Source organism: Kosakonia quasisacchari, assembly GCF_004331415.1.
Classification (GTDB): Bacteria; Pseudomonadota; Gammaproteobacteria; order Enterobacterales; family Enterobacteriaceae; genus Kosakonia; species Kosakonia quasisacchari.
In genome coordinates this window covers 47,983-69,655 of sequence record NZ_SJOP01000002.1, presented here as the reverse complement: position 1 = coordinate 69,655, position 21,673 = coordinate 47,983, and the positions used below count along the sequence as shown (strand labels likewise).

Annotated in this window: 18 protein-coding genes; 5 read left to right on the top strand and 13 right to left on the bottom strand. The window is 55.6% G+C overall.

Features of this window, described 5'->3' with window-relative positions:
- Position 1: 1 nt before the first annotated feature.
- Positions 2–4,966, bottom strand: a complete 4,965-nt coding sequence (locus tag E0L21_RS02490) for an alpha-2-macroglobulin family protein (protein WP_131406482.1) — start codon at positions 4,964–4,966, stop codon at positions 2–4.
- Positions 4,967–5,248: 282 nt separating this feature from the next.
- Between E0L21_RS02490 and E0L21_RS02485 the strand changes: the two genes are divergently transcribed.
- The 4 genes from E0L21_RS02485 (at position 5,249) to E0L21_RS02470 (ending at position 9,878) form a co-directional block, all read left to right on the top strand.
- Complete coding sequence (locus E0L21_RS02485) at positions 5,249–6,793, top strand: PTS transporter subunit EIIC (protein WP_131406480.1); 1,545 nt, start codon at positions 5,249–5,251, stop codon at positions 6,791–6,793.
- 12 nt (positions 6,794–6,805) lie between these two features.
- Positions 6,806–8,167 (top strand): 6-phospho-alpha-glucosidase, encoded by a 1,362-nt coding sequence (locus E0L21_RS02480; protein WP_131406478.1) that lies wholly within the window; start codon positions 6,806–6,808, stop codon positions 8,165–8,167.
- Positions 8,168–8,264: 97 nt separating this feature from the next.
- Positions 8,265–9,107, top strand: a complete 843-nt coding sequence (gene sseA, locus E0L21_RS02475; protein WP_131406476.1) for a 3-mercaptopyruvate sulfurtransferase — start codon at positions 8,265–8,267, stop codon at positions 9,105–9,107.
- Complete coding sequence (locus tag E0L21_RS02470; protein ID WP_131406474.1) at positions 9,108–9,878, top strand: MurR/RpiR family transcriptional regulator; 771 nt, start codon at positions 9,108–9,110, stop codon at positions 9,876–9,878. It begins immediately after the preceding gene.
- A 39-nt stretch (positions 9,879–9,917) separates the two neighbouring features.
- Here the strand turns inward: E0L21_RS02470 and E0L21_RS02465 are convergent, their stop codons facing one another.
- The 12 genes from E0L21_RS02465 to trmJ all read right to left on the bottom strand — a co-directional run bounded on the left by E0L21_RS02465 (position 9,918) and on the right by trmJ (position 20,735).
- Positions 9,918–11,909 carry a M48 family metallopeptidase gene (locus tag E0L21_RS02465; protein ID WP_131406472.1) on the bottom strand — a complete coding sequence of 664 codons (1,992 nt, stop codon included), beginning with the start codon at positions 11,907–11,909 and terminating at the stop codon, positions 9,918–9,920.
- A gap of 163 nt (positions 11,910–12,072) precedes the next feature.
- On the bottom strand, positions 12,073–12,849 hold the full coding sequence (sseB, locus tag E0L21_RS02460) for an enhanced serine sensitivity protein SseB (protein ID WP_131406470.1): 777 nt from the start codon (positions 12,847–12,849) through the stop codon (positions 12,073–12,075).
- 45 nt (positions 12,850–12,894) lie between these two features.
- Entirely contained in the window at positions 12,895–14,181 is a 1,287-nt protein-coding gene (pepB, locus tag E0L21_RS02455) for an aminopeptidase PepB (protein ID WP_131406468.1), read from the bottom strand.
- 60 nt (positions 14,182–14,241) lie between these two features.
- Positions 14,242–14,442: a Fe-S cluster assembly protein IscX gene (gene iscX, locus E0L21_RS02450; RefSeq protein WP_131406466.1), complete on the bottom strand. Its 201-nt coding sequence runs from the start codon at positions 14,440–14,442 to the stop codon at positions 14,242–14,244.
- 1 nt (position 14,443) lies between these two features.
- A complete protein-coding gene (fdx, locus tag E0L21_RS02445) occupies positions 14,444–14,779 on the bottom strand; it encodes an ISC system 2Fe-2S type ferredoxin (protein WP_039079657.1) in 336 nt (111 codons plus the stop codon).
- 1 nt (position 14,780) lies between these two features.
- Positions 14,781–16,631, bottom strand: a complete 1,851-nt coding sequence (hscA, locus tag E0L21_RS02440) for a Fe-S protein assembly chaperone HscA (RefSeq protein ID WP_131406464.1) — start codon at positions 16,629–16,631, stop codon at positions 14,781–14,783.
- A gap of 18 nt (positions 16,632–16,649) precedes the next feature.
- Entirely contained in the window at positions 16,650–17,165 is a 516-nt protein-coding gene (gene hscB, locus E0L21_RS02435) for a co-chaperone HscB (protein ID WP_131406462.1), read from the bottom strand.
- 73 nt (positions 17,166–17,238) lie between these two features.
- Complete coding sequence (iscA, locus tag E0L21_RS02430; RefSeq protein ID WP_131406460.1) at positions 17,239–17,562, bottom strand: iron-sulfur cluster assembly protein IscA; 324 nt, start codon at positions 17,560–17,562, stop codon at positions 17,239–17,241.
- Positions 17,563–17,579: 17 nt separating this feature from the next.
- Complete coding sequence (gene iscU, locus E0L21_RS02425) at positions 17,580–17,963, bottom strand: Fe-S cluster assembly scaffold IscU (protein ID WP_131406458.1); 384 nt, start codon at positions 17,961–17,963, stop codon at positions 17,580–17,582.
- Between the two features lie 26 nt (positions 17,964–17,989).
- The gene (gene iscS, locus E0L21_RS02420) at positions 17,990–19,204 is read right to left on the bottom strand and encodes a cysteine desulfurase (protein WP_131406456.1); all 1,215 of its coding nucleotides are present in this window, start codon (positions 19,202–19,204) and stop codon (positions 17,990–17,992) included.
- A gap of 117 nt (positions 19,205–19,321) precedes the next feature.
- A complete protein-coding gene (iscR, locus tag E0L21_RS02415; protein ID WP_131406454.1) occupies positions 19,322–19,813 on the bottom strand; it encodes a Fe-S cluster assembly transcriptional regulator IscR in 492 nt (163 codons plus the stop codon).
- 190 nt (positions 19,814–20,003) lie between these two features.
- Positions 20,004–20,735 (bottom strand): tRNA (cytosine(32)/uridine(32)-2'-O)-methyltransferase TrmJ, encoded by a 732-nt coding sequence (trmJ, locus tag E0L21_RS02410; protein WP_131406452.1) that lies wholly within the window; start codon positions 20,733–20,735, stop codon positions 20,004–20,006.
- Positions 20,736–20,852: 117 nt separating this feature from the next.
- On the opposite strand from trmJ, the gene suhB reads away from it, so the two are divergent.
- Entirely contained in the window at positions 20,853–21,656 is an 804-nt protein-coding gene (suhB, locus tag E0L21_RS02405; RefSeq protein WP_131406450.1) for an inositol-1-monophosphatase, read from the top strand.
- The last annotated feature ends 17 nt before the right edge of the window (positions 21,657–21,673 follow it).

Genomic DNA, 21,673 nt, shown 5'->3' with positions numbered 1-21,673 from the left:
GTTACGGTACGATAATCAGCGGACCACTGGTCGCCCCGGTCGCGCGCCACTGCGGAACATACATTGACTCCACCTGTGGAGCAGGAACCTGATAGGTGCCAGGCGTAACCGCGCGGGCCAGGTAGACCAGCGTGACCCACTCCCCTGCATTTACCGGCACCGCAGCAACAAAACGGTCATCACGAAACTCCATATGCTGGATATCCACTTGTTGCATGCGATTCAGCAGATCCTGCACTTCACTGCCGCTATCTTGCAAACTGGCGCTGCTATCGGCGAGGTTCTGGTTTTCCAGCTCCAGTCCAGCAGGCAGTAAATCAACCACCAACGCGTCCGGTACATTCTGGCTGGCGTTCACGTCGAGACGCACCAGCACCAGTTCACCGCTTTTCAGTGACGAAAGCGATTTACTGCGACCATCGGTTCCCAGGAACGTACGCTCAATTTTTAATACCTTCCCGGACGGCGCAGGTGCCTGTTCCGGATAACCGGTACTGTCGAGACGCAACCACAGCGGTGTGCTGCCGCTATTGGTAACCTGCAATGCCCCCAGTTGATCGGCACTGAGATTGCGGCTTTGCGGACGATCGCCACCGAGCCCTGCTGCATCAAGGGAGGTTTGTGCCTGCCACGCGCCAGTGGCGTTTTGCAGATTACGCCCGGCCATAAACAGCGCGTTGCTCTCCTGTGTCGACAACCAGCGCTGGCCGTAGGCCTGCTCGGCGAGCGTCGCCAGCAGACGCGGCTGCTCTTGTGGCAGCAGGTTATTCTCTTCCAGCAGCGCCAGCATCAATGCGTCATCACGCAGTTCGCTGCCGTAGTCAGCCAGCCAGTGACCAGACTGCGGGCGAGACGTTTTCAGCGCCAGCGCTAACGATTGTTCGCTGCGCTGCGCATCGCCCATCAGTTTCAGCGCCACGCCAAGCTGCATCAAAGGCAGCGCCGCTTTGGCCTGCTCATGACGCTGCCAAATTTCACGCAGTGCGCCTAATGGCGCTTTCTGCTGACGCGCCAGCACCAGACCGGCATAGCTTTGTACGGCGAACTTGGTTGCCGGAGCATCGTCGGTATAGCGAATGGACATGGCCGCCGGATCCTGCAAATAGCGCAGTAAGCGGTTATTGGCGTTATTCAGCGCGTCCATAGGCACGCTATACCCCTGCGCAGACGCGCTAACCAGGAAGTCGGTGACGTACGCCGTCAACCAGTACTCTTCCGGCCCGCTCTTGTCCCACAGCGCGAAACCGCCATCTTCGCGCTGCATTTGCAGCAGGCGGGAGATGCCTATATCCACCGCCGCGCGGCGCTGCTCATCGCTGTCGCCTTTAATACCCAGCGCTTTCAACTGCGCGGCGTTGGTATAAAGCGACGGGAACAACCCGCTGGTGGTCTGTTCAAGACAGCCGTACGGATAAGCACGCAATTCTTCGATATAGCGCGCCAGGTTCAGCGGCGGCTTGCCGCTAAGCAGTAAGCGCCCTTGCAACGTCACAGGTGAAATATTGGCAAGGTGCTGCCCCGGTGTATGCCAGCTCTCACCCGGATTGAGCATCACACCACTATTGACAGTCTGTGCCGCGAACGGTGGACGCACGCCGATTTTCCACTGTTTTTGCTGCGGTGCGAACGTTTCACCCGGTAATGTCAGGCCACTGATTTGTGCGCTGATCTCACCATCGCCAAATCCCTCCAGCGCGCTCACTGGAATAAACAGCGTGGTGCGCTCTCCGGCAGCAAGCTTAACCGGTTCCGGTTGACCGCTTTCCAGTGCCAGCAGGCCGCTCGCAGTCAGCGCGACATTGAGCGTTTGCGGTTGATCGGTCAGGTTAGTCAGATCCAGCGTCAGGCGAGACGTATCGCCGCTGCCGAGGAAACGGGGCATATTGAGATCCGCAATCACCGGTGCGGCAACAATCACTTTACTTTCGTTACTGCCAAAGTCTTCCGCCGTCCAGGCTTGCGCCATCACGCGCAGTTCACCGTTGAAATCGCCAATCGGCAAGCTCACTGTACCTTCGCCATTTTCATCAAGCATTACCGGCTGTGCCTGCTGAGCAATAATGGTGACATGGTTGACCGGCGGTTTGCCGCCGCGGTTAAGCTCGTCGCCATCGCCGCCAAAGCGCAGCGCCGCCAGACGTCCCTGCCCTTCAATCACCTGGCCGTAAATATCGTAGATATCCGCACCGTAGCGTTTCTGGCCGAAAAAGCCCTGCCACGGATCCGGCGTCACATAATCGGTAATGTTCAGCACACCGCTGTCCACGGCGGACAGCAGCACGTTGATCTGTTTTGGCGTGGCGCCGTTTTTAACCGCCGCTTTAACTTTCACCGTCAGGGGTTGGTTAGGACGCATTTTCTGCGGCGCATCGAGCGTCACATCCAGGCGGCGGTTCTCATCGCCCATCGGCAGATGCAGTAAACCTACCGCACGTTTTGGCGTGGCGGATTTCGATTTATCGCCAGGGCGTACCACCAGCGTGCTGATGTAGAGATCGTGGCGCTGCCATTTCTGATCGACCGGGATACTCAGATCAACGCCCTCTGCCGGCACATCGATCTCTTTCCACCACAGCGGACCTTCGCTGGATTCGATCATCGCGTAGCCTTTTCCTGCGGCAGGCGCGGTGACGTGCAATTTGATGGTATCGCCCGGTTTGTAGGCCGGTTTATCCAGTTTCATGGTGACGCGATCCGGCCTTGCCGCACCCGCGCCATCGGTGTTGTCCTGCCAGCTGTAACCGGCCCAGAAGCGCACGCTACTGATGGTGTCATCCGGCCCTTTCACTTCCAGGCGGTAAGAACCCCAGTCCACCGGGAAACTGACTTTTCCGGTTTCATCTGCCGCCAGCGTCAGGTTCTGTTCGCCTTCCACCAGATCTTTCTGGTCGAATTGCGATTGCCAGCCTTCGCTTTCCGACCAGTTCCAGAAGTAATCGCGGCGTTCACGAATCAAGCGCACCTGCAAATCGCTGACCGCTTTTTTCGCGCCACTGGCATCGGCATAGACGATGTCAAAAGCAGCATTGCTGCCCTCATCGACAATCGGTTGGTTCACGGTGGTGTCAGTGCGGTAGTCATACACCGCTTTGGAGGCAAACTGCGGACGAATGCCCGGCAGCGCTTGCGCGGGCCAGATAGCCTGTTCTGCACGGCGTGTCACCGGGCGGCCACCTGATTCCAGCAAGCTGGCTTGTAAAATCACCTGCAACGGCGAGTGCGCATCCTGCCACTGGCTCGGCGTGGTGATTTCGCCCTGCCCTTGTTTATCCAGCGTCAGATGCACTTCATCCAGGCTGCGGCTCAGGTTCTCTTCGGCAATATCGCCAAACTGGAAACCCGGCAGTGCGGGAACGGCTTCGCGCAGCGGGCGCAGGAACAGCTGGCCTTGCAGGCTGTTACCGCTGGCGGGCGCGCCGTAGAGATAGTGCCCGTCAATGTTAAACACCACATCCGCAGCAGGCTCAACAGGCTCTGGCTGCGGTGTAATATTCAGCGCCATGCGCTCTGGCATGAAATCTTCAACGTGAAAACTCCACTCACGAGAAAGATTATCACCGGTGTTCGCACGGATGTGCCACATGCCGGTTTGCGCGCTGGCTTCCAGCGGGTAAGTAAACTGGTACAGCCCATTTTGCGGTTGGCTAACCACCGTGCGGATCACCTGCCCGTCCGGTTTCACCACCTCAAGTTTTACCGGCTGCTCTGCCAGAGGCTTGCCGTCGCTGTCACGCAGCAGGCCATTAAGGATCACCGTTTCACCAGGGCGATAGAGATCGCGCGGGCCGAACATAAAGAACTGTTTGCTGTAGCCCGGATCGCCTGCGATGGCGAACTCGGCAAGATCCAGCGCTGGTAATTTCAGATCCAGCAGCGTGGTTTCACCCGCTTTGCGCGCAAGGATCAACGCCGCGTCTTTATCGGTATTGAGTGTGGCATGACCATCGCTATCGCTGGTGGCCTGCGCCAGAGTTTGCCCTTTCTCGTTCAGCAGCATCACTTCAATACCGGCGAGCGCAGCGCCGTTTTCCAGCCCCTGAGTGAAGATATCCAGCCGGTTGTGGTAACGGTGCGCAGAAAGGCCAATGTTACTGAGGGTGAACAAGGTGGCGGCATTGCTGTAGTTGTAATGTCCGGCCTGGTTCATCACCGCGATGTAAACACCGGTTTGCTGTAACGGCTGGATACCGCTAAGCGGCAACAGCAGTTTTTCACGTGTGTTGCGGGTTGGGTTGAGATCGAAACGACCGGTGTAAACCAGGTCAGCCATTTTCAGTAGCGTTTCAGATTCCCAGTTCGATAGCGAACTGCGGTACTCCCACTGGCTGATAAACGCGGCCAGCGATTCCGGTTTCACGCGGTAAAAATTGACGTCAACGCTGTCCACGTTCAGCGCCATCACCGGCAGCCCGTCCACCACTTTTCCTGGCAGCAGCGAACCACGGCTGGCGAAACCAACACTCGGTTGCACATCGCGGGTGGTGATTGTTTTTTCGTAATCGCTAGCGAAAGTAGCCTTGTTCAACGCCAGCAGCCCTTTATCAACTGATACCAGCAGCTCGCGGTTAGGTTCGAGATGGCGCAGGCGCAGCTCTTTCAGGTTTGGTGCCAGTTCCCAGGCGCCATCGACTTTGCCACTTTTTTTATCCACCAGATGCACGGCGGAAGCAAAGTTCTGGTCAGGATCCAGCGGCACCGAGAAGGTCAGCACTAACGTCGCCGCGCCGTCCAGCTGCACTTCAGAGGCATCCAGCAGCGTTAACGGTTTGCCTTCGCTGCGTGCGGCAAGCTGAGCCAGCTTCGCTTTATCCTGCGGGATAGCCGTCTGTGTTTTTTGCTCTGCCGCTGGCGCAGCTTTCGATTCGGGTGCGCTGGCGGCCTGAGGCTTATCGTTATCATCGCAGCCCACGAGCGTAAAGGTGGTGACGAGCGCAAGAGTCAGCGCCGCAAGACATAGCGGTTTCATTCGTTATCCCTGGTTAAGTAACCTGTTGAAAGAGGCTCACACATTATTATGCGCAACCGTGACAATTTCAAAACCGCCGATGAATTCTGGAAAGCGCCTCGCAAAGCGCACTTAACGTTCTTCACCCTCGCTGTTAACCCGATCACACCCCGCAATGTAACATGTTACGTTATGGGTCATTTGTTTTTAAAACAATAAGATAGCTGGATATTTCTTATCACTGGCTGCTAACGTTAAGCGGTCTGTGCACCTTTGTGCGCGGTTCTAATAAGAGAGAACATTATGTCCAGAGCCGTGAATGCCCTACAAAATTTTGGTAAGTCCCTCTTTGGTCCGGTGCTCATTTTGCCCATCGTCGGTTTGTTTATTGCCTTTGGAAATATCTTTGGCAACGGCAACCTGGCCGAATATTTACCTTTTCTCGGTCACCCGTTTATTCAAAACGTCGGCCAGTTAATTGCCAAATCCGTCGTTTCGGTGCTGGCTAACCTGGCACTGGTATTTGCCGTCGGTATCCCGGTTGGGCTGGCCTCGCGGGATAAAGGCTATGCCGCGTTAATTGGTCTGGTGACGTTCATTGTTTTCATCAACGCCATGAATGTCACCCTGCAGATGCAGGGCGCGCTGGCCCCCGCCGCGCAGATGAAAGCCGCCGGGCAAAGCATGGTGCTGGGCGTGCAAGTGCTGGAGATGGGCGTTTTCGCCGGGATCCTCACCGGCGCGCTGTCGGGCTATCTGTATGATAAATATTCCGGAGTGCAGTTTTCCGGCGCGATGGCGATTTACTCCGGCCACTGTTTCGTCGCCATTATTATGTTGCCGGTGTCCATCGTGCTCGGCGTAGTAATGAGTGAGCTTTGGCCCTTTGCCCAGCACGGTATCAGCGCGCTGGCGTTGGCGATTAAAGACGCAGGACCATTCGGCGTCGCGGTGTACGGATTTCTGGAGCGCATTCTGGTGCCGACCGGGTTGCATCATCTGGTTTACACGCCGTTCCTGTACACGGAGTTGGGCGGTACAGCGGATGTCTGCGGCAGCACCTACCAGGGCGCACGCAATATCTATTTCGCGGAAATGGCTTGCCCCAGCGTTACGCAATTAAGCAGTACCGCAGTGTGGGATGCGCGCGGCATCAGTAAAATGTTCGGCCTGCCCGCCGCCGCGCTGGCGATGTATGTCACCGCGAAACCCGAGCGCAAAGCCGCAGCGAAAGCGATTCTGATCCCCGCCGCACTCACCTCGTTGCTGGTGGGCGTGACCGAACCGATTGAGTTCTCATTTCTGTTTGTCGCGCCGCTGCTGTTTGTGGTTCACGCCGTGCTGACCGGCATTGGCATGATGCTGTTTTCACTGTTCGGCGTTCATGCCATCGGTGCGAACGGCATTATCGATTTCATTCTCTACAACTTGCCGCTCGGCACAGAGAAATCCAACTGGCCGATGTACATCCTCGTCGGACTCATCATGTTCGCCCTCTACTTCGTTATCTTCCGTTTCCTGATCTTACGCTTCGATATGAAAACACCAGGGCGAGAGGATGACAGCGAAGAGACTCGCCTTTACAGCAAGCAGGATTATCAGGCCAAAGGTAACAACGACGCAGTTGGCGAAGCGATTATCGAAGGGCTGGGCGGGCGCGCCAATATTGAAGTGGTGGATAACTGCTACACCCGTCTACGCGTAACGGTAAAAGACACGGCGGTGATTAATGAGCCGCAGCTAAAAGCGACAGGCGCAAAAGGCGTGATCAAACAAGGTAATAACGTTCAGGTGGTCTACGGGCTGCATGTCAAAAAAATGCGAGAAGCGGTTGAGATGTTTCTCTAAAGGAGTCCAGAAATGATTAAACCCCCGTTTATTTTATCGATCGCCGGTGGCGGCAGCACCTACACACCAGGCATCGTCAAAAGCCTGATGGTGAGACTGGAAGATTTTCCGCTGGCGGAAATCCGCCTCTACGATATTGATGAAACCCGGCAAAATACCATTGCGCCAGTGGTGGAAAAAGTGATTCGCGACCACAGCCAGAGCATCAAATTTACCGTTACCAGTGACGCCGAAACCGCGTTTCGCGGTGCGCACTTTGTTTTTGCACAGATGCGCGTCGGTCAGTACAAAATGCGTGAACAGGATGAAAAGATCCCGTTGCGCCACGGTGTGGTTGGCCAGGAAACCTGCGGCCCGGGCGGGCTGGCTTACGGGCTGCGAACCATTTTACCGATGGTAGAACTCATCGATTTGGTGGAACGTTACGCTGATAAAAGCGCCTGGATCGTTAACTACTCCAATCCGGCAGCGATTGTCGCCGAAGGGGTGCGCCGTCTGCGGCCTAACGCACGCGTGCTGAATATTTGCGATATGCCGGTGGCAGCAATGCGCAATATGGGCGCGATCCTCGGCGTTGATCGCCACAAACTGGAGGTGGATTACTTCGGTTTGAATCACTTTGGCTGGTTTACCAAAGTGCGTGTGGATGGCGAAGACCGCCTGCCGGAGCTGCGCGAGCACGTTGCCCGTTTTGGTCTGCTGACTGAAGATGCTGCGCAAACCGATCCGCAACACGCGGATCCCTCGTGGGTAAAAACCTGGCGCAACATCAAGCCGATTATGGATCACTTTCCGGAGTTTTTGCCGAACCCCTATTTGCAGTATTACCTGATGCCAAACGACATCGTTGCGCATCAAAATGCCGATTACACCCGCGCCAATGAAGTGATGGACGGGCGCGAGAAAAAATTGTTTGCCGCTGCTGCCGAATATCAGCGCACCGGTATCCTGCCGGATGCGTTCCATGTGGGCGTGCACGGCGCGTTTATCGTCGATGTCGCGTGTTCGCTGGCTTTTGACCTGCGCCAGCGCCACCTGGTGATTGTGGAAAACAAAGGGGCAATTGCTAACCTGCCCTACGATGCCATGGTGGAAGTCCCGGCGTATATCACCAGTGAAGGGCCGGAACCGGTGCGGATGGGTGCGGTGCCGCTGTTCCATCAGACTTTGCTAATGCAGCAACTGGCGTCGGAACAACTGCTGGTGGAAGCCACCATTGAAGGCAGTTACGAGAAAGCGCTGCAGGCATTCACACTGAACCGCACCGTACCCACCATGCAGCATGCGAAAGCGATTCTTGATGAGATGATCGAGGCCAATCGTGACTACTGGCCCGCACTGCAAAAAGCATGGGAAAACGGCAAACCAGCATAAAAATAACGAGGTTGCTCGCGGCGTTAGCGATGTCGGCTTGTCGGGTCATGAAAAAACGTTAACAATTCAGGTTACTGTTGATGACACGGAGACAACCATGTCCACCTCGTTTTTTGTCGCGGCCGACTGGCTGATAGAGCATAGCGATGATCCCGAAATCCAGCTGATTGATGCGCGGATGGCGCCAGTGGGTCAGGAGCATCGCGACATGAGAGCGGAATACCGCGCCGGGCATCTTCCCGGTGCGGTCTTTTTTGATATCGAAGCCCTTTCCGACCACACCACGTCGCTGCCGCATATGCTGACGCGCCCGGAAGCGTTCGCCGTGGCAATGCGCGAACTGGGCATCAATCAGGATAAACATCTGTTGGTGTATGACGAAGGCAATCTCTTCTCTGCCCCGCGCGCCTGGTGGATGCTGCGTAATCACGGCGTGGAAAATGTCTCGATTCTGGCCGGTGGGCTGGCAGGCTGGCAGCGCGATGCCCTGCCGCTGCAAAAAGGCGACGTGCCGCTGCCGGAATCCGATTTCAACGCCAATTTCGACCCGCACGTGGTGAAGAAATTGACCGATGTGCTGCTGGCGAGCCACGAAGGCACGGCACAAATTGTCGATGCTCGCCCTGCCCCGCGTTTTAATGGCGAAGTGGATGAACCGCGCGCAGGTCTGAAGCGTGGCCATATCCCCGGTGCGCTGAATGTGCCGTGGGTCGATTTAGTCGTCGAAGGCGAGCTGAAAACCACCGATGAGCTGGCGGCAATTTTCCGCCGTCAGGGTGTCGATCTGCACAAACCGATTATTGCCAGCTGCGGCTCCGGCGTGACGGCATCGGTGGTGATCCTTGCACTGGAAACGCTTGGTGCAAGTAACGTAACGCTGTATGACGGCTCCTGGAGTGAATGGGGCGCACGTGACGATTTACCCATCGAAACGGCGTAAATGGACAACCGACTGGCACCACTGCTGACGCGCGGGGAGTCGCTGACCCGCGCGGAATATCGCGTTCTTGCGCACCTGACGGAACACCCGTTGCTGGTGGGAAAGATCACGGTACGCGAACTGGCGCAGGCGACATTTGTCTCCACCGCCACCATTATTCGCCTGTGCCAAAAGCTCGGTTTTAGTGGTTTTAGCGAGTTTATCTGGCATTGCAAGCAGCGGCTGGCAGACACGCCGCATATTACCGGGCCACAGGGCGAATCCGCTGAGCTACCCGCCGCTTTTGCGCAGTTTATGGCGAATTACCAGCGTACTTTTCAGTGGGTGAGCGCCGAAAAGCGGCGACAATTCGCTGCCCTGCTGCATGAGCAGGAGAGCTTTTTTCTGTATGGCGCAGGGTTTTCCTATCTGTTTGCCGAGTATCTGACCAAGAAATTGCAGGTGCTGGGCAAGACGGCTTTTATTTCCGGGCCTGGTGATAGCCGGAATATCTTTCTCAGTAACGCGGCGCGCTACCAGGTGTTTATTGCTGTTTCCCGTAGTGGTGAAACAGAACAAGTGCTGGATAAAGCGCGTATTGCGCACACCGTTGGCATGACGGTGGTGGCGTTTACCCGCGCATCGGTGAACCCGCTGGCGGCGCTGGCGGATATCCATTTCGCGCTGTACGACGAAGCGGTGCATTTTGCCGCTGAAGCCGCCGGGATCACCTCGTTCGAGTCCAACCTGGTACTGCTGATGGATCTGCTGCTGCTCGAAGCGACGCAATAATGCTTGCCGGAGAGCGGCAAGCATTATCAAGCCAGCGAATTATGAATGATTCAGCTCACGCCGTGCCCAGGCAGCCTGAATGTATTCATGCAGCGCGACATACAGCTCCTCAATCGACATTTTTTCACGCTGTGCGCCTTTCAACACCCCGCCAGGCAGGCTTACCACCACTTTGTGTTTCTTCGGCTCAAACGTAAAATTGCGGAACAAGCGCCCCACGGTGCAAGTCGGCGGCTGATAGCCTTCCCGCCAGTAGAGATCGATAAACACCCACTCATTGACGCTACGAATATCAATATTTTCAATCTCCGCCAGCAAGAGCGGCGCGCTGAGCTGATAGCTCTCGATACCTTGCGCAGTCAACGTGAACAGCGGCTGACGCACCCGCGTATACATCGTCCAGCTCGCCAGCCCAAAGATCAGCCCACCGGCGACCAGACCAAAGATTATCTTCTCCATCGAGCTATTGGCGGTGGCGTTCCACTGGATACTCAGAGTGAGGACCAAACCGGCTCCGGCAATACAGAGCACCGCCAGCACCAGGAACAACCAGAAATTTTTCTTACGCAACGAAACAACAACGCTTTCAGTAGAATGTGAAGCCAGATTCTGTAGCTCGGCCTGCCAGGCGTCATGGTGCGCTTCCACATTACTCGCCATTCCGGCGGTTAACGCGGCTGAAATAGCCGATGCATCGCGGAATAAACTGCGCATCCACTGGTAATCCGCCTCATCCGCCGGACGCGACGCCCTGGCCAGCAGCGCTTGATCCAGCGGCACATTCAGTTGCTCGATACGCGCGCGCGTCGGCGGGTGGCTGTCTGTTGGGTGCGCCAGTTCCTGTTCAAGCGAGGCGGCAACATCAAAACGCCCGCCCTCACGCAGCGCGGCAAACAGGCTGAGCACCAGGTCGTGCGTCTCAAGCTTGCGGTTAAAGAACAGCTCCATCGGCGCGTTAAAGCGTTCATTGAGCGCAGAGAAACGCAGGAGTGAAGCCGCCAGCGCCTGCGGCGAGCTGGTACGTGCGCCCGCAGCGTCCGCCGCCAGTTCACGCACACGGCTCCAGCCATTGACCGTTTCGTGAAACTGACGGTAAAACCAGAGGCCAAGATGAATGGTCGGGTTGAGCGCCAGCCGCTCAAGCCAGCCGCTGCTCGCCACATCGCGATAAAAATAGTCGAGACTGTTTTCCATACCGGCATACAGCCCGGCGAAATGCAGGGTGTAGACGGTATCATTACCGGAAAAGTGCCCCAGCTCATGGCCAATCACGGCGGCTACTTCATCTTTATCCATAAACGCGGCGTAGCTGAGCGGGAAATAGAGCGTGTTACCGGTTAATCGCGCGCCTTTTTCAATTTGCACCGGGCTTGCGGTGACATAAAACCCCTCAAATAAACCGACGACAATATTATCCGGCACAATTGCCTGCCCGTGCTGAGCTAATTCTCTGACCCAGCGCCACAATTCCGGCGCGTCGGTTTCAGAAACGGCTGCACCGTGCACCTGCATATCTTGTGGCTCAAAAAGTGCGAAGCATTTTTTGAGTAAGAACAGGCTTTTCAGCACCATAAATACCAGTGAACCGATGATCAGCAAGACAAATATCACCAGTTTGATATTAAAGGCGCTCGCCCTGCCGAGCGTGTAGATCCAGCACACTTCATATAACAGCACGCAGACCAGCGCAAAACCAATCGACGCCATTAGGCCGACCATAATAAACGGCAGTAACTTGCGACAAAGGGTAAACGCGGCAATTAACTTTTCCGCAGATATACGGGCTTTCCGTACGCTTAAAACACAGAGAAGTACCGAACTGGTACTGGCAATCAAGCCCAACAGGGAAAACAACATTCCGGCTTTGGCGAGGATCTGGCGCGACATATCGGCAAATACGCTGTGCCCAACAAAGCCATATTGCGTGACCTGGTAAACATCCACTTCGTTAATGCGGATATTCTGCCAGCAGGCGTAAAAGAAGAGAATTAAGGGTACGCCGAAGCAGTACAGCAGGCTTTTTTTGTCCATAAAAATTAACCGTAAAGTAACGTAAAAACGCACCGTATCACAGGTATATGGCTAATACATAATTTATGGAATCGACAACAAAACCGCACAACGTTATTAATAAAATACTAATAATTAAAAATTTAAAATAATAAAAGGCGGTACATTGCATACCGCCCGATAATTAAATAATGCGATTTTGCTTAAAGTCGCGCAGGAAACTTCCCCAGCGCCGCTCGTAGAAAGGGGTAATATGCGCCATCATAAAATGGCTAATCCCTTTCTCGCCTTCAACGACCTGGCAAATATCCACCGGCTCATCGCCCGGCAGCGTATCGGTTGCCACACTGCCCGCCGCGTGGATAATCTCTTCGATATCGCCTTCGGCCTCGATACCAATCAGCAGATTGGGCTGCTCATCAGCCTTTTCTTTGATTGAACAGAGAAACGCGCGCTTCACGGTTTTGATGCTTTTAAACAGCGTGGTCAGCGAATCCACCATTTGCACGGGCGGTTCAGCCACTTCGGAAAGTAGCAGCGCCGTGCCACCTTCCAGCACTTCCTGCTGGCTTAACGGACTGCCCTCTTCGCCCACCAGATGGCTGATTTCTCGCGCAGTGAACTCTTTGCCGGTCGGCAGCTTCGCATTGAGAAACAGCGTTTCTCCGAGCGTCATTTCAAACAGTGTGCGCGCAGGCATCACCACAAATGCCTGCTCTTCTTCTACTGCCTGTTGCAGCGCGTCCAGCGAGGTAAAGAACGGGATCACGGATGTGCCGTCATCTTTTTCCCAGTGCTGTAAATCAAGCGCGCTGTCTTCAACAATGGCTTCGCCTTCCGCCGCCGTTCCTGGCACCCAAACCGTGGATTCCAACAGCGTGCGGAAAAATGCCGGACGATAAGCAGGCTCGGTTGCGGCCTGTTCCAGCAGCGTTTCTAATTCGTTTTTGCTTTCTGACATAGTGGTTCCAGAGAATTTCCTCTCCCTTGCGGGAGAGGAAAAAGATTACTTCGCGGTTAACAGATTCGCCAGGGTACGTACGCCAAGGCCGGTCGCCCCTGCGGCCCACTGCTCAACCGCCGCTTTACGATAGGTTGCTGAGCAGTCGATGTGCAGCCAGCCCTGCTGGTAGTTTTCAACAAAGTGCGACAGGAAACCGGCCGCCGTGCTCGCCCCCGCCGGGAAGGAACCGCCAGCGGTGTTGTTCAGTTCAGCGAAGTTAGACGGCAGTTGATTGCGATGGAACTCGGCCAGCGGCAAACGCCAGAACGGCTCGTTTTCCGCGCTCGCGCTGCTGAGCAAACGCCCGGCAAGCGCATCGTCAAAGCTGAACAGCGCGTGGTAATCATTGCCCAGCGCGGTTTTCGCCGCACCGGTCAGCGTCGCCGCATCGATAATCAGCTGCGGTTTCTGCGCAGAAGCGTCGATCAGGCCATCTGCCAGCACCAGGCGCCCTTCCGCATCGGTATTCATGATTTCCACGGTTTTACCGTTACGATAACGGATGATATCGCCCAGTTTGAAGGCGTTACCGCTAATCAGGTTATCCGCACAGCACAGGTACAGTTTGATGCGTTTATCGAGGCCGCGATTGATAGCAAACGCCAGCGCACCGGTCACCAGCGCCGCCCCTCCCATATCGGATTTCATTGAATCCATTGAAGAAGTCGGCTTAATGCTGTAACCGCCGGAATCGAAGGTAATGCCTTTACCGACCAGCGCGGCATAAACCGGCGCATCCGGGTTACCGGTCGGGTTGAAGTCCAGCGCCAGTAGTACCGGCGGGCGCTCAGAACCACGGCCAACCGTATGCAGACCGAGATAGTTCTGCTCACGCAGATCTTCACCTTTGGTGATGCGGTAAGAGACGTTATCGCCGCCGACTTTGTACAACAGATCGACCGCGCGCTGTGCCAGTTGCTCCGGCCCCAGTTCTTCCGCCGGGGCGTTGATGGTGTCGCGCACCCAGTCGATCACCAGCAGGCGGCTATCCAGCTCTTTTTGCTCGGCGTCATTAAGCGGCGCCCACTCCACTTTGCGGGTGCCTTTCGGCCCTTTATAACCGGCCCAGAACGCCCAGCTGCGATCCGCGTCCCAGCCTTCACCGCTCAGGGCAACATGCTTGATGCCCATGCCGTCGATTTTACGTGCGGCGCGTTGGATTAAGCCTACGTCATCTTTCCCGGTCAAATGCAGCGCGATGCCGTCGTTATTGATGCTGTAAGTGGCTTTTTCACCCCAGCGCGCGTCGGCGCTTTGCGTTGTCAGTGTAATGTTCATAGCTTCTGTCATTATTTTTATCCTTATGGCTGTTCATGAAAACGGGCCGCCCGAAGGCAGCCCGTTTGATGATTACGATGCTTCGTCTAACCAGACTAGCAGAATCGCTTCGAGAATTTTTTCATTCGATGCATTCGGATCATCGTCAAACTCTTCCAGCTCGCAGACCCACTGATGCATATCGGTGAAACGCACAGTTTTCGGATCCACGTCCGGGCGGCTGTCATACAGCGCCTCGCCGATTTCACGGCTATCGGTCCATTTCAGCCCCATATCAGTGCTCCCGCGCATGGTTGATGGTGTAGCGTGGAATTTCAACCACCAGATCTTCATCAGTCACGCGCGCCTGGCAACCTAAGCGGCTCTCCGGCTCCAGACCCCACGCTTTATCCAGCATGTCGTCTTCGTCTTCGCTGCTTTCCGGCAACGAGTCAAAACCTTCACGAACCACGCAGTGGCAGGTGGTGCAGGCGCAGGATTTTTCGCAGGCATGCTCAATCTCAATTCCGCCGCGCAGGGCGACATCAAGAATGGTTTCACCGCTCTTAGCTTCCAGAACTGCGCCATCCGGACAGAGATCCTGATGAGGCAGAAAAACAATTTTAGGCATATTAAACCTCGTCGACGGAATGGCCTTTCAGCGCGGTACGTACGGATTGATCCATACGGCGTGCGGCAAATTCCTGGGTTTGTTTATCTACGTTTTTAATGGCTTGTTCTATCGCGTCGGTGTCATCGCCGTCAGCAACTGCGCGCAACTGCGCGACTGCGTCGTCGATCTCCGTACGCTCTGCGGCGCTTAACAGCGCGGCGTCAGCGGCAAGCGCACTGGCAAGGCTTTCCAGCACGCGCGCGGCTTCCACTTTCTGCTCCGCCAGCATGCGCGCTTTCACGTCTTGCTCGGCGAAACTCATGGAGTCTTTAATCATGTCGGCGATTTCGCCATCGGTCAGGCCGTAAGACGGTTTCACCTGAATGGAGGCTTCCACCCCGGTGGATTTCTCCATCGCGGTCACGCTAAGAAGACCGTCAGCATCCACCTGGAAAGTGACGCGAATATGCGCCCCACCCGCTGGCATCGCCGGAATACCACGCAGCGCAAAACGCGCCAGTGAACGGCAGTCAGCCACCAGCTCACGCTCGCCCTGCATCACATGGATAGACATCGCGGTCTGGCCATCTTTGAAGGTGGTGAACTCCTGCGCGCGCGCCACCGGAATGGTGGTGTTACGCGGGATCACTTTTTCTACCAGGCCGCCCATGGTTTCCAGCCCAAGGGAGAGCGGAATGACGTCCAGCAGCAGCATTTCGCTGTCCGGCTTGTTACCGACCAGAATATCCGCCTGGATTGCCGCGCCAATCGCCACCACTTTATCGGGGTCAATTGACGTCAGCGGCGTGCGGCCAAAGAACTCGCCCACCCGCTCACGCACCAGCGGCACACGCGTTGAGCCACCAACCATGACCACTTCCAGCACCTCTTGCGCTTCCACACCCGCATCTTTCAGCGCGCGGCGACAAGAGAGTAAAGTGCGTTTGACCAGCGATGAAATCAACGCTTCAAACTCGGTACGTGCAATCGTTCCCTGCCAGCCCGCCACCTCAACGGTGACGCTGTCGGCATCGCTGAGGGCGATTTTTGCGGCAATCGCCGCATCCAGCAATTCGCGCTGTTGGCGCGCGTCGCTGCGATCGGTAATACCCGCCTGTTCGCAAATGTAATCTGCCAGCAGATGGTCGAAATCGTCGCCACCGAGCGCGGAATCTCCGCCGGTTGCCAGCACTTCGAAAACGCCACGGCTCAGGCGCAAAATAGAGATATCAAAGGTGCCGCCGCCCAGGTCATAAACGGCAATCACGCCTTCTTTGCCGGAATCCAGACCGTAAGCGATAGCCGCAGCGGTCGGTTCGTTCAGCAGACGCAATACATGCAAGCCCGCCAGACGCGCCGCATCTTTAGTGCCCTGGCGTTGCGCGTCATCAAAATAGGCAGGAACGGTGATCACTACGCCGTCCAGATCGCCGGAAAGCGTCTCTTGCGCACGCGCGGCAAGGGCTTTGAGGATATCCGCAGAGACGCGAATCGGGTTAACCAGACCGCCACGTGTGACAATCATCGGCAGACCCTTTTCGCTGGGCTGGAACTGCCACGGCAGGTGCGGGTAACGCGCCTGAATATCAGCCAGGCTGCGCCCCATCAGGCGTTTAACCGAACTGATGGTGTTCACTGAATCCAGCGCGGCGTTGGTGCGAGCGTCATAGCCGACAACATGGCTGTCGGCCTGGTAGTTAACTACCGAGGGCAGCAGGTGGCGTCCGGCGCTGTCGGCCAGCGTTTCCGCCTGCCCGCTGCGCACGGTGGCAACCAATGAATTGGTGGTGCCGAGGTCGATCCCCACCGCCAGACGACGCTGGTGCGGCGCGGCGCTCAGACCGGGCTCACTGATTTGTAATAAGGCCATGATGTGCTTCCAAAAAAATTAAAAACCGAGCAGTTTTTCTTCGAGTTGTTCTGTTGCGCTGCGCAGTTTATCGAGAAAACGCAGTTTACGCACGGTATCCGCCGCCGCATCCCACGTCTGGCTATCTAATTGCTCCACCATTTGCCGATGGCGCGTGTCATACATCCCTTTCACACGCTGTTGAAATGCTTCCAGGCGAGCCGCATCTTGCGCTTTTTCAATCTCGTCCAGTTCTTCACGCAGCTCAAGCTGCTCCATCAAGAAGGCGGTATCACGCACCGTGTGCTGCTCGGAGGCTAAATCAAAACCGTGCAGCGACAGCAAATATTCTGCGCGCGTTAGCGGGTTGCGCAGCGTTTGCCATGCCTGATTAATGGTAGCGGATTGTTGAACGGCAGCCAGTTGCTCCGCCTGTGGGCGGTTCGCAAAGCGGTCCGGGTGGAACTGACGTTGCAGATCCTGGAAACGTGTCGCCAGCGCCTGAACATCGAGCGGATAGTGGGCCGGCAACCCAAAGAGGGTGAAGTAATCCATAACAATTCCGGGTATGCAATCGAAACAAACCCCACGCGCAGGACGCTGCGGTGGGGTCATCGGATGGTGGCGATTAAACGTTGAAGCTTTCGCCGCAACCGCACTCGTCTTTGACGTTCGGGTTGGTAAATTTAAACCCTTCGTTCAGGCCTTCTTTTACGAAGTCCAGTTGAGTGCCGTCGAGGAATTGCAGGCTTTTGCCGTCAACCACTACCTTCACGCCTTTGTCTTCAAACACCGTGTCTTCTTCGTTCGGTGCATCGACAAATTCAAGGACATAAGCCATACCAGAACAACCGGAGGTTCTTACCCCCAGACGCAGACCAAACCCTTTACCACGGTTAGTCAGGAAGGTATTGACTCGCGCGGCAGCACTGTCGCTCAGGCTAATGGACATGACAACAACCTCCCGCCTTATTTCGCTTCTTGTTTGCTTTTGTAATCCGCAATCGCGGCTTTGATCGCATCTTCCGCCAGGATAGAACAGTGAATTTTCACCGGCGGGAGTTCCAGCTCTTCAGCGATATCGGTGTTTTTAATCGCCTGCGCTTCGTCCAGAGACTTGCCTTTCACCCATTCGGTGACCAGCGAGCTGGAAGCGATTGCAGAGCCGCAACCGTAAGTTTTGAAACGCGCGTCTTCGATAATGCCTTTATCGTTAACTTTGATCTGCAGTTTCATCACGTCGCCGCACGCCGGTGCGCCAACCATGCCGCTACCAACGGTGTTGTCGTTGTCGAACGAGCCAACGTTGCGCGGGTTTTCGTAGTGATCGATTACTTTTTCGCTATAAGCCATTTTTTCTTCTCCTGCTTGCGCAACAATTAATGATGAGCCCATTCGATGGTGGTCAAATCCACGCCCTGTTTGAACATTTCCCACAGCGGAGAGAGTTCACGCAGACGGCCGATGGATTTGCGTACCAGCGCGATGGTGTAATCAATTTCTTCTTCGGTGGTAAAACGACCTAAAGAGAAACGGATGGAGCTGTGCGCCAGCTCATCATTCATGCCCAGTGCGCGCAGCACGTAGGACGGTTCCAGGCTTGCAGACGTACAGGCAGAGCCGGAGGACACAGCCAGGTCTTTCAGCGCCATGATCAGCGACTCGCCTTCAACGTAGTTAAAGCTGACGTTGAGAATGTTCGGTGCGCCATGTTCGAGATCGCCGTTCAGATAAACTTCTTCGATGTCGTTGATGCCGTTCCACAGACGGCTACGCAGGCCGCGCAGACGTTCCATTTCGCTCGCCATCTCTTCTTTCGCGATGCGATACGCTTCGCCCATGCCAACAATCTGGTGAACTGGCAGGGTGCCGGAACGCATGCCGCGCTCATGACCGCCGCCGTGCATCTGCGCTTCAATACGCACACGCGGTTTACGCTGAACATACAGTGCGCCAATGCCTTTCGGTCCATAAATTTTATGAGCGGAGAAGGACATCAGATCGACTTTCAACTGGCTCAGGTCGATAGGCAGCTTGCCGACGCTCTGGGTGGCGTCAACATGGTAGATAATGCCGCGCGCACGGCACATTTCGCCGATTGCCGCGATATCCTGCACCACGCCGATTTCGTTGTTCACGTGCATGATGGAAACGAGGATGGTGTCTTCACGCATCGCCGCTTCCAGCTCTTTCAGATCGATAATGCCGTTGCGTTGCGGGGCGAGATAGGTCACTTCGAAACCTTCGCGCTCCAGCTGACGGCAGGTGTCCAGCACGGCTTTGTGTTCGGTTTTGCTGGTGATAATGTGCTTGCCTTTTTTCTGATAAAAGTTGGCTGCACCTTTGATCGCCAGGTTATCGGATTCGGTTGCACCGGAAGTGAAGACGATTTCACGCGGGTCCGCACCAACCAGTTCTGCAATCTGGTTACGGGCGATATCCACCGCTTCTTCAGCCTGCCAGCCAAAACGGTGAGAACGGGAAGCAGGGTTACCAAAGGTCCCGTCCAGGGTCAGAAACTGCATCATTTTCTCGGCAACACGCGGATCCACCGGCGTGGTTGCGGAGTAATCGAGATAGATCGGTAATTTCATTGCTCTTTAAACTCCGTACATCGCTCTAATGCAAGGAATCAGGCAACCGGCTGGATGTACGACCGCGTTAACAGGGCACTGTTTTGTGCCCTGGCCCGATTCTGAATTCTGTTTTTATTATGCGCGCAGTTTGACGTCGATAGCGTCTTGACCGCGGGTGTTGCGATGGGATTCGTTACTGTGCTGACGATCGGACACATCAAGGATTTCCTGGTTGTTCACCAGTTCGCCCAGCGTGATGTTGTTTAAGAAACCGGTCAGACGGTCGCTCAGATCGCGCCACAGCGCATGGGTCAGGCACTTATCGCCACCCTGGCAGCCGCTTTTACCCTGGCAGCGGGTTGCGTCTACTGATTCGTCAACCGCGCTAATGACTTCGCCAACAGCAATGGTATTCGCGTCTTTACCCAGCAGGTAACCGCCGCCCGGACCACGTACGCTGGCGACTAAGCCATTTTTACGCAGACGGGAGAACAACTGCTCCAGGTAAGAGAGGGAAATTCCCTGACGCTCGGAAATATCAGCCAACGGAACCGGGCCCGCTTCGGAGTTGAGTGCAACGTCCAGCATTGCGGTCACGGCATAACGCCCTTTAGATGTCAGTCTCATGTCTTACAAGCCTCAAACTCGCCCCTGCCCGGGGTGTATTATTAATATGTTAATGTTGCATAGCAGACGCAAGTCTGACATTCCCGACTAAATTGGTCAACTATTTAGTTGACTGTTTTAGTCAGGTATTTGTCGTTTAGTGCTTTCATAGAGTTAGGCTGAAAAAAGGGCATTTACCCGGTTCCACGCGTTACTCTTTATACTTCTGTTCGATCGACGCCAGGATGCCGCGCAGGATATTAAGTTCCTGGCTTTCCGGGCGGGCGCGGGTAAACAAACGGCGCAATTTGTTCATCACCTGACCGGGATGGTTTTCACGAATAAAACCGGTCGCCAGCAGGGTTTGTTCCAGATGCCCGTAAAAACGCTCAAGATCGTCGACCAGCGGGTACGGCGTCTCTTCGTGCTCAACCGCCGGGGCATTGCTCTCTTGTGCGGCCAGCCAGGCCATACGCACTTCATAGGCGATAACCTGAACCGCCATCGCCAGGTTCAGCGAGCTGTATTCTGGGTTAGCGGCAATCGCCACGTGGTAATGGCACTTTTGCAGTTCATCATTGGTCAGGCCAACGCGTTCGCGGCCAAACACCAGCGCGACCGGCGCGTGTTCCGCTTCGGCAACGCTTTTCAGCCCGCATTCACGTGGATCAAGCATCGGCCACGGCAGCGTACGGGAACGCGCGCTGGTACCAACAACCAGGCTGCAACCGGCGAGCGCTTCATCCAGCGTGTCGACGATTTGCGCATTGCCAATCACATCACTGGCACCTGCGGCCAGCGCGATAGCCTGTGAATCCGGTTTTACCAGCGGGTTCACCAACCAGAGATTCGTCAAACCCATTGTTTTCATTGCACGAGCCACAGAGCCCATGTTGCCGGTGTGGGAGGTTTCCACCAGTACGATTCGAATATTTTGCAGCATAGATTTTCAACGGCTAAAGAATATTCGCGCATATTATCATAAAGCAAAGACATAATCCGAATTCGCTGCTATGATATGCGCCGTTTTCCGTTCTTTAACATCCAGTGAGAGAGACCGATGCATCCGATGCTGAACATCGCCGTGCGTGCTGCGCGCAAGGCGGGTAATTTAATTGCCAAAAACTACGAAACCCCTGACACCGTAGAAACCAGCCAGAAAGGCAGCAATGATTTCGTGACTAACATTGATAAAGCAGCCGAAGCGCTGATTATCGAAACAATCCGCAAATCTTACCCGCAACACACCATCATCACCGAAGAGAGTGGTGAGCACGAAGGCGCTGACCAGGATGTACAATGGGTTATCGATCCCCTGGATGGCACCACCAACTTCATCAAACGCTTGCCGCACTTCGCGGTATCCATCGCCGTACGAATCAAAGGCCGCACAGAAGTCGCTGTGGTTTACGATCCCATGCGTAACGAACTGTTCACCGCTACTCGCGGCCAGGGCGCACAGCTAAACGGCTACCGTCTGCGCGGCAGCACCGCTCGCGATCTGGATGGCACTATTCTGGCGACCGGTTTCCCGTTCAAAGCCAAACAGCACGCCACAACTTATATCAACATCGTGGGCAAACTGTTCACCGAATGTGCGGATTTCCGCCGCACAGGTTCCGCTGCGTTGGATTTGGCCTACGTTGCCGCAGGCCGCGTGGATGGTTTCTTCGAAATCGCGCTGAAACCGTGGGATTTCGCCGCAGGCGAACTGCTGGTGCGTGAAGCCGGCGGCCTGGTGTGTGATTTCACCGGTGGTCATAACTACATGATGTCCGGCAACATCGTGGCGGGTAACCCGCGCGTCGTTAAATCGATGCTGGCGAATATGCGCGATGAGCTAAGCGACGCGCTGAAACGCTAAGTCAGACTGTGCCCGGC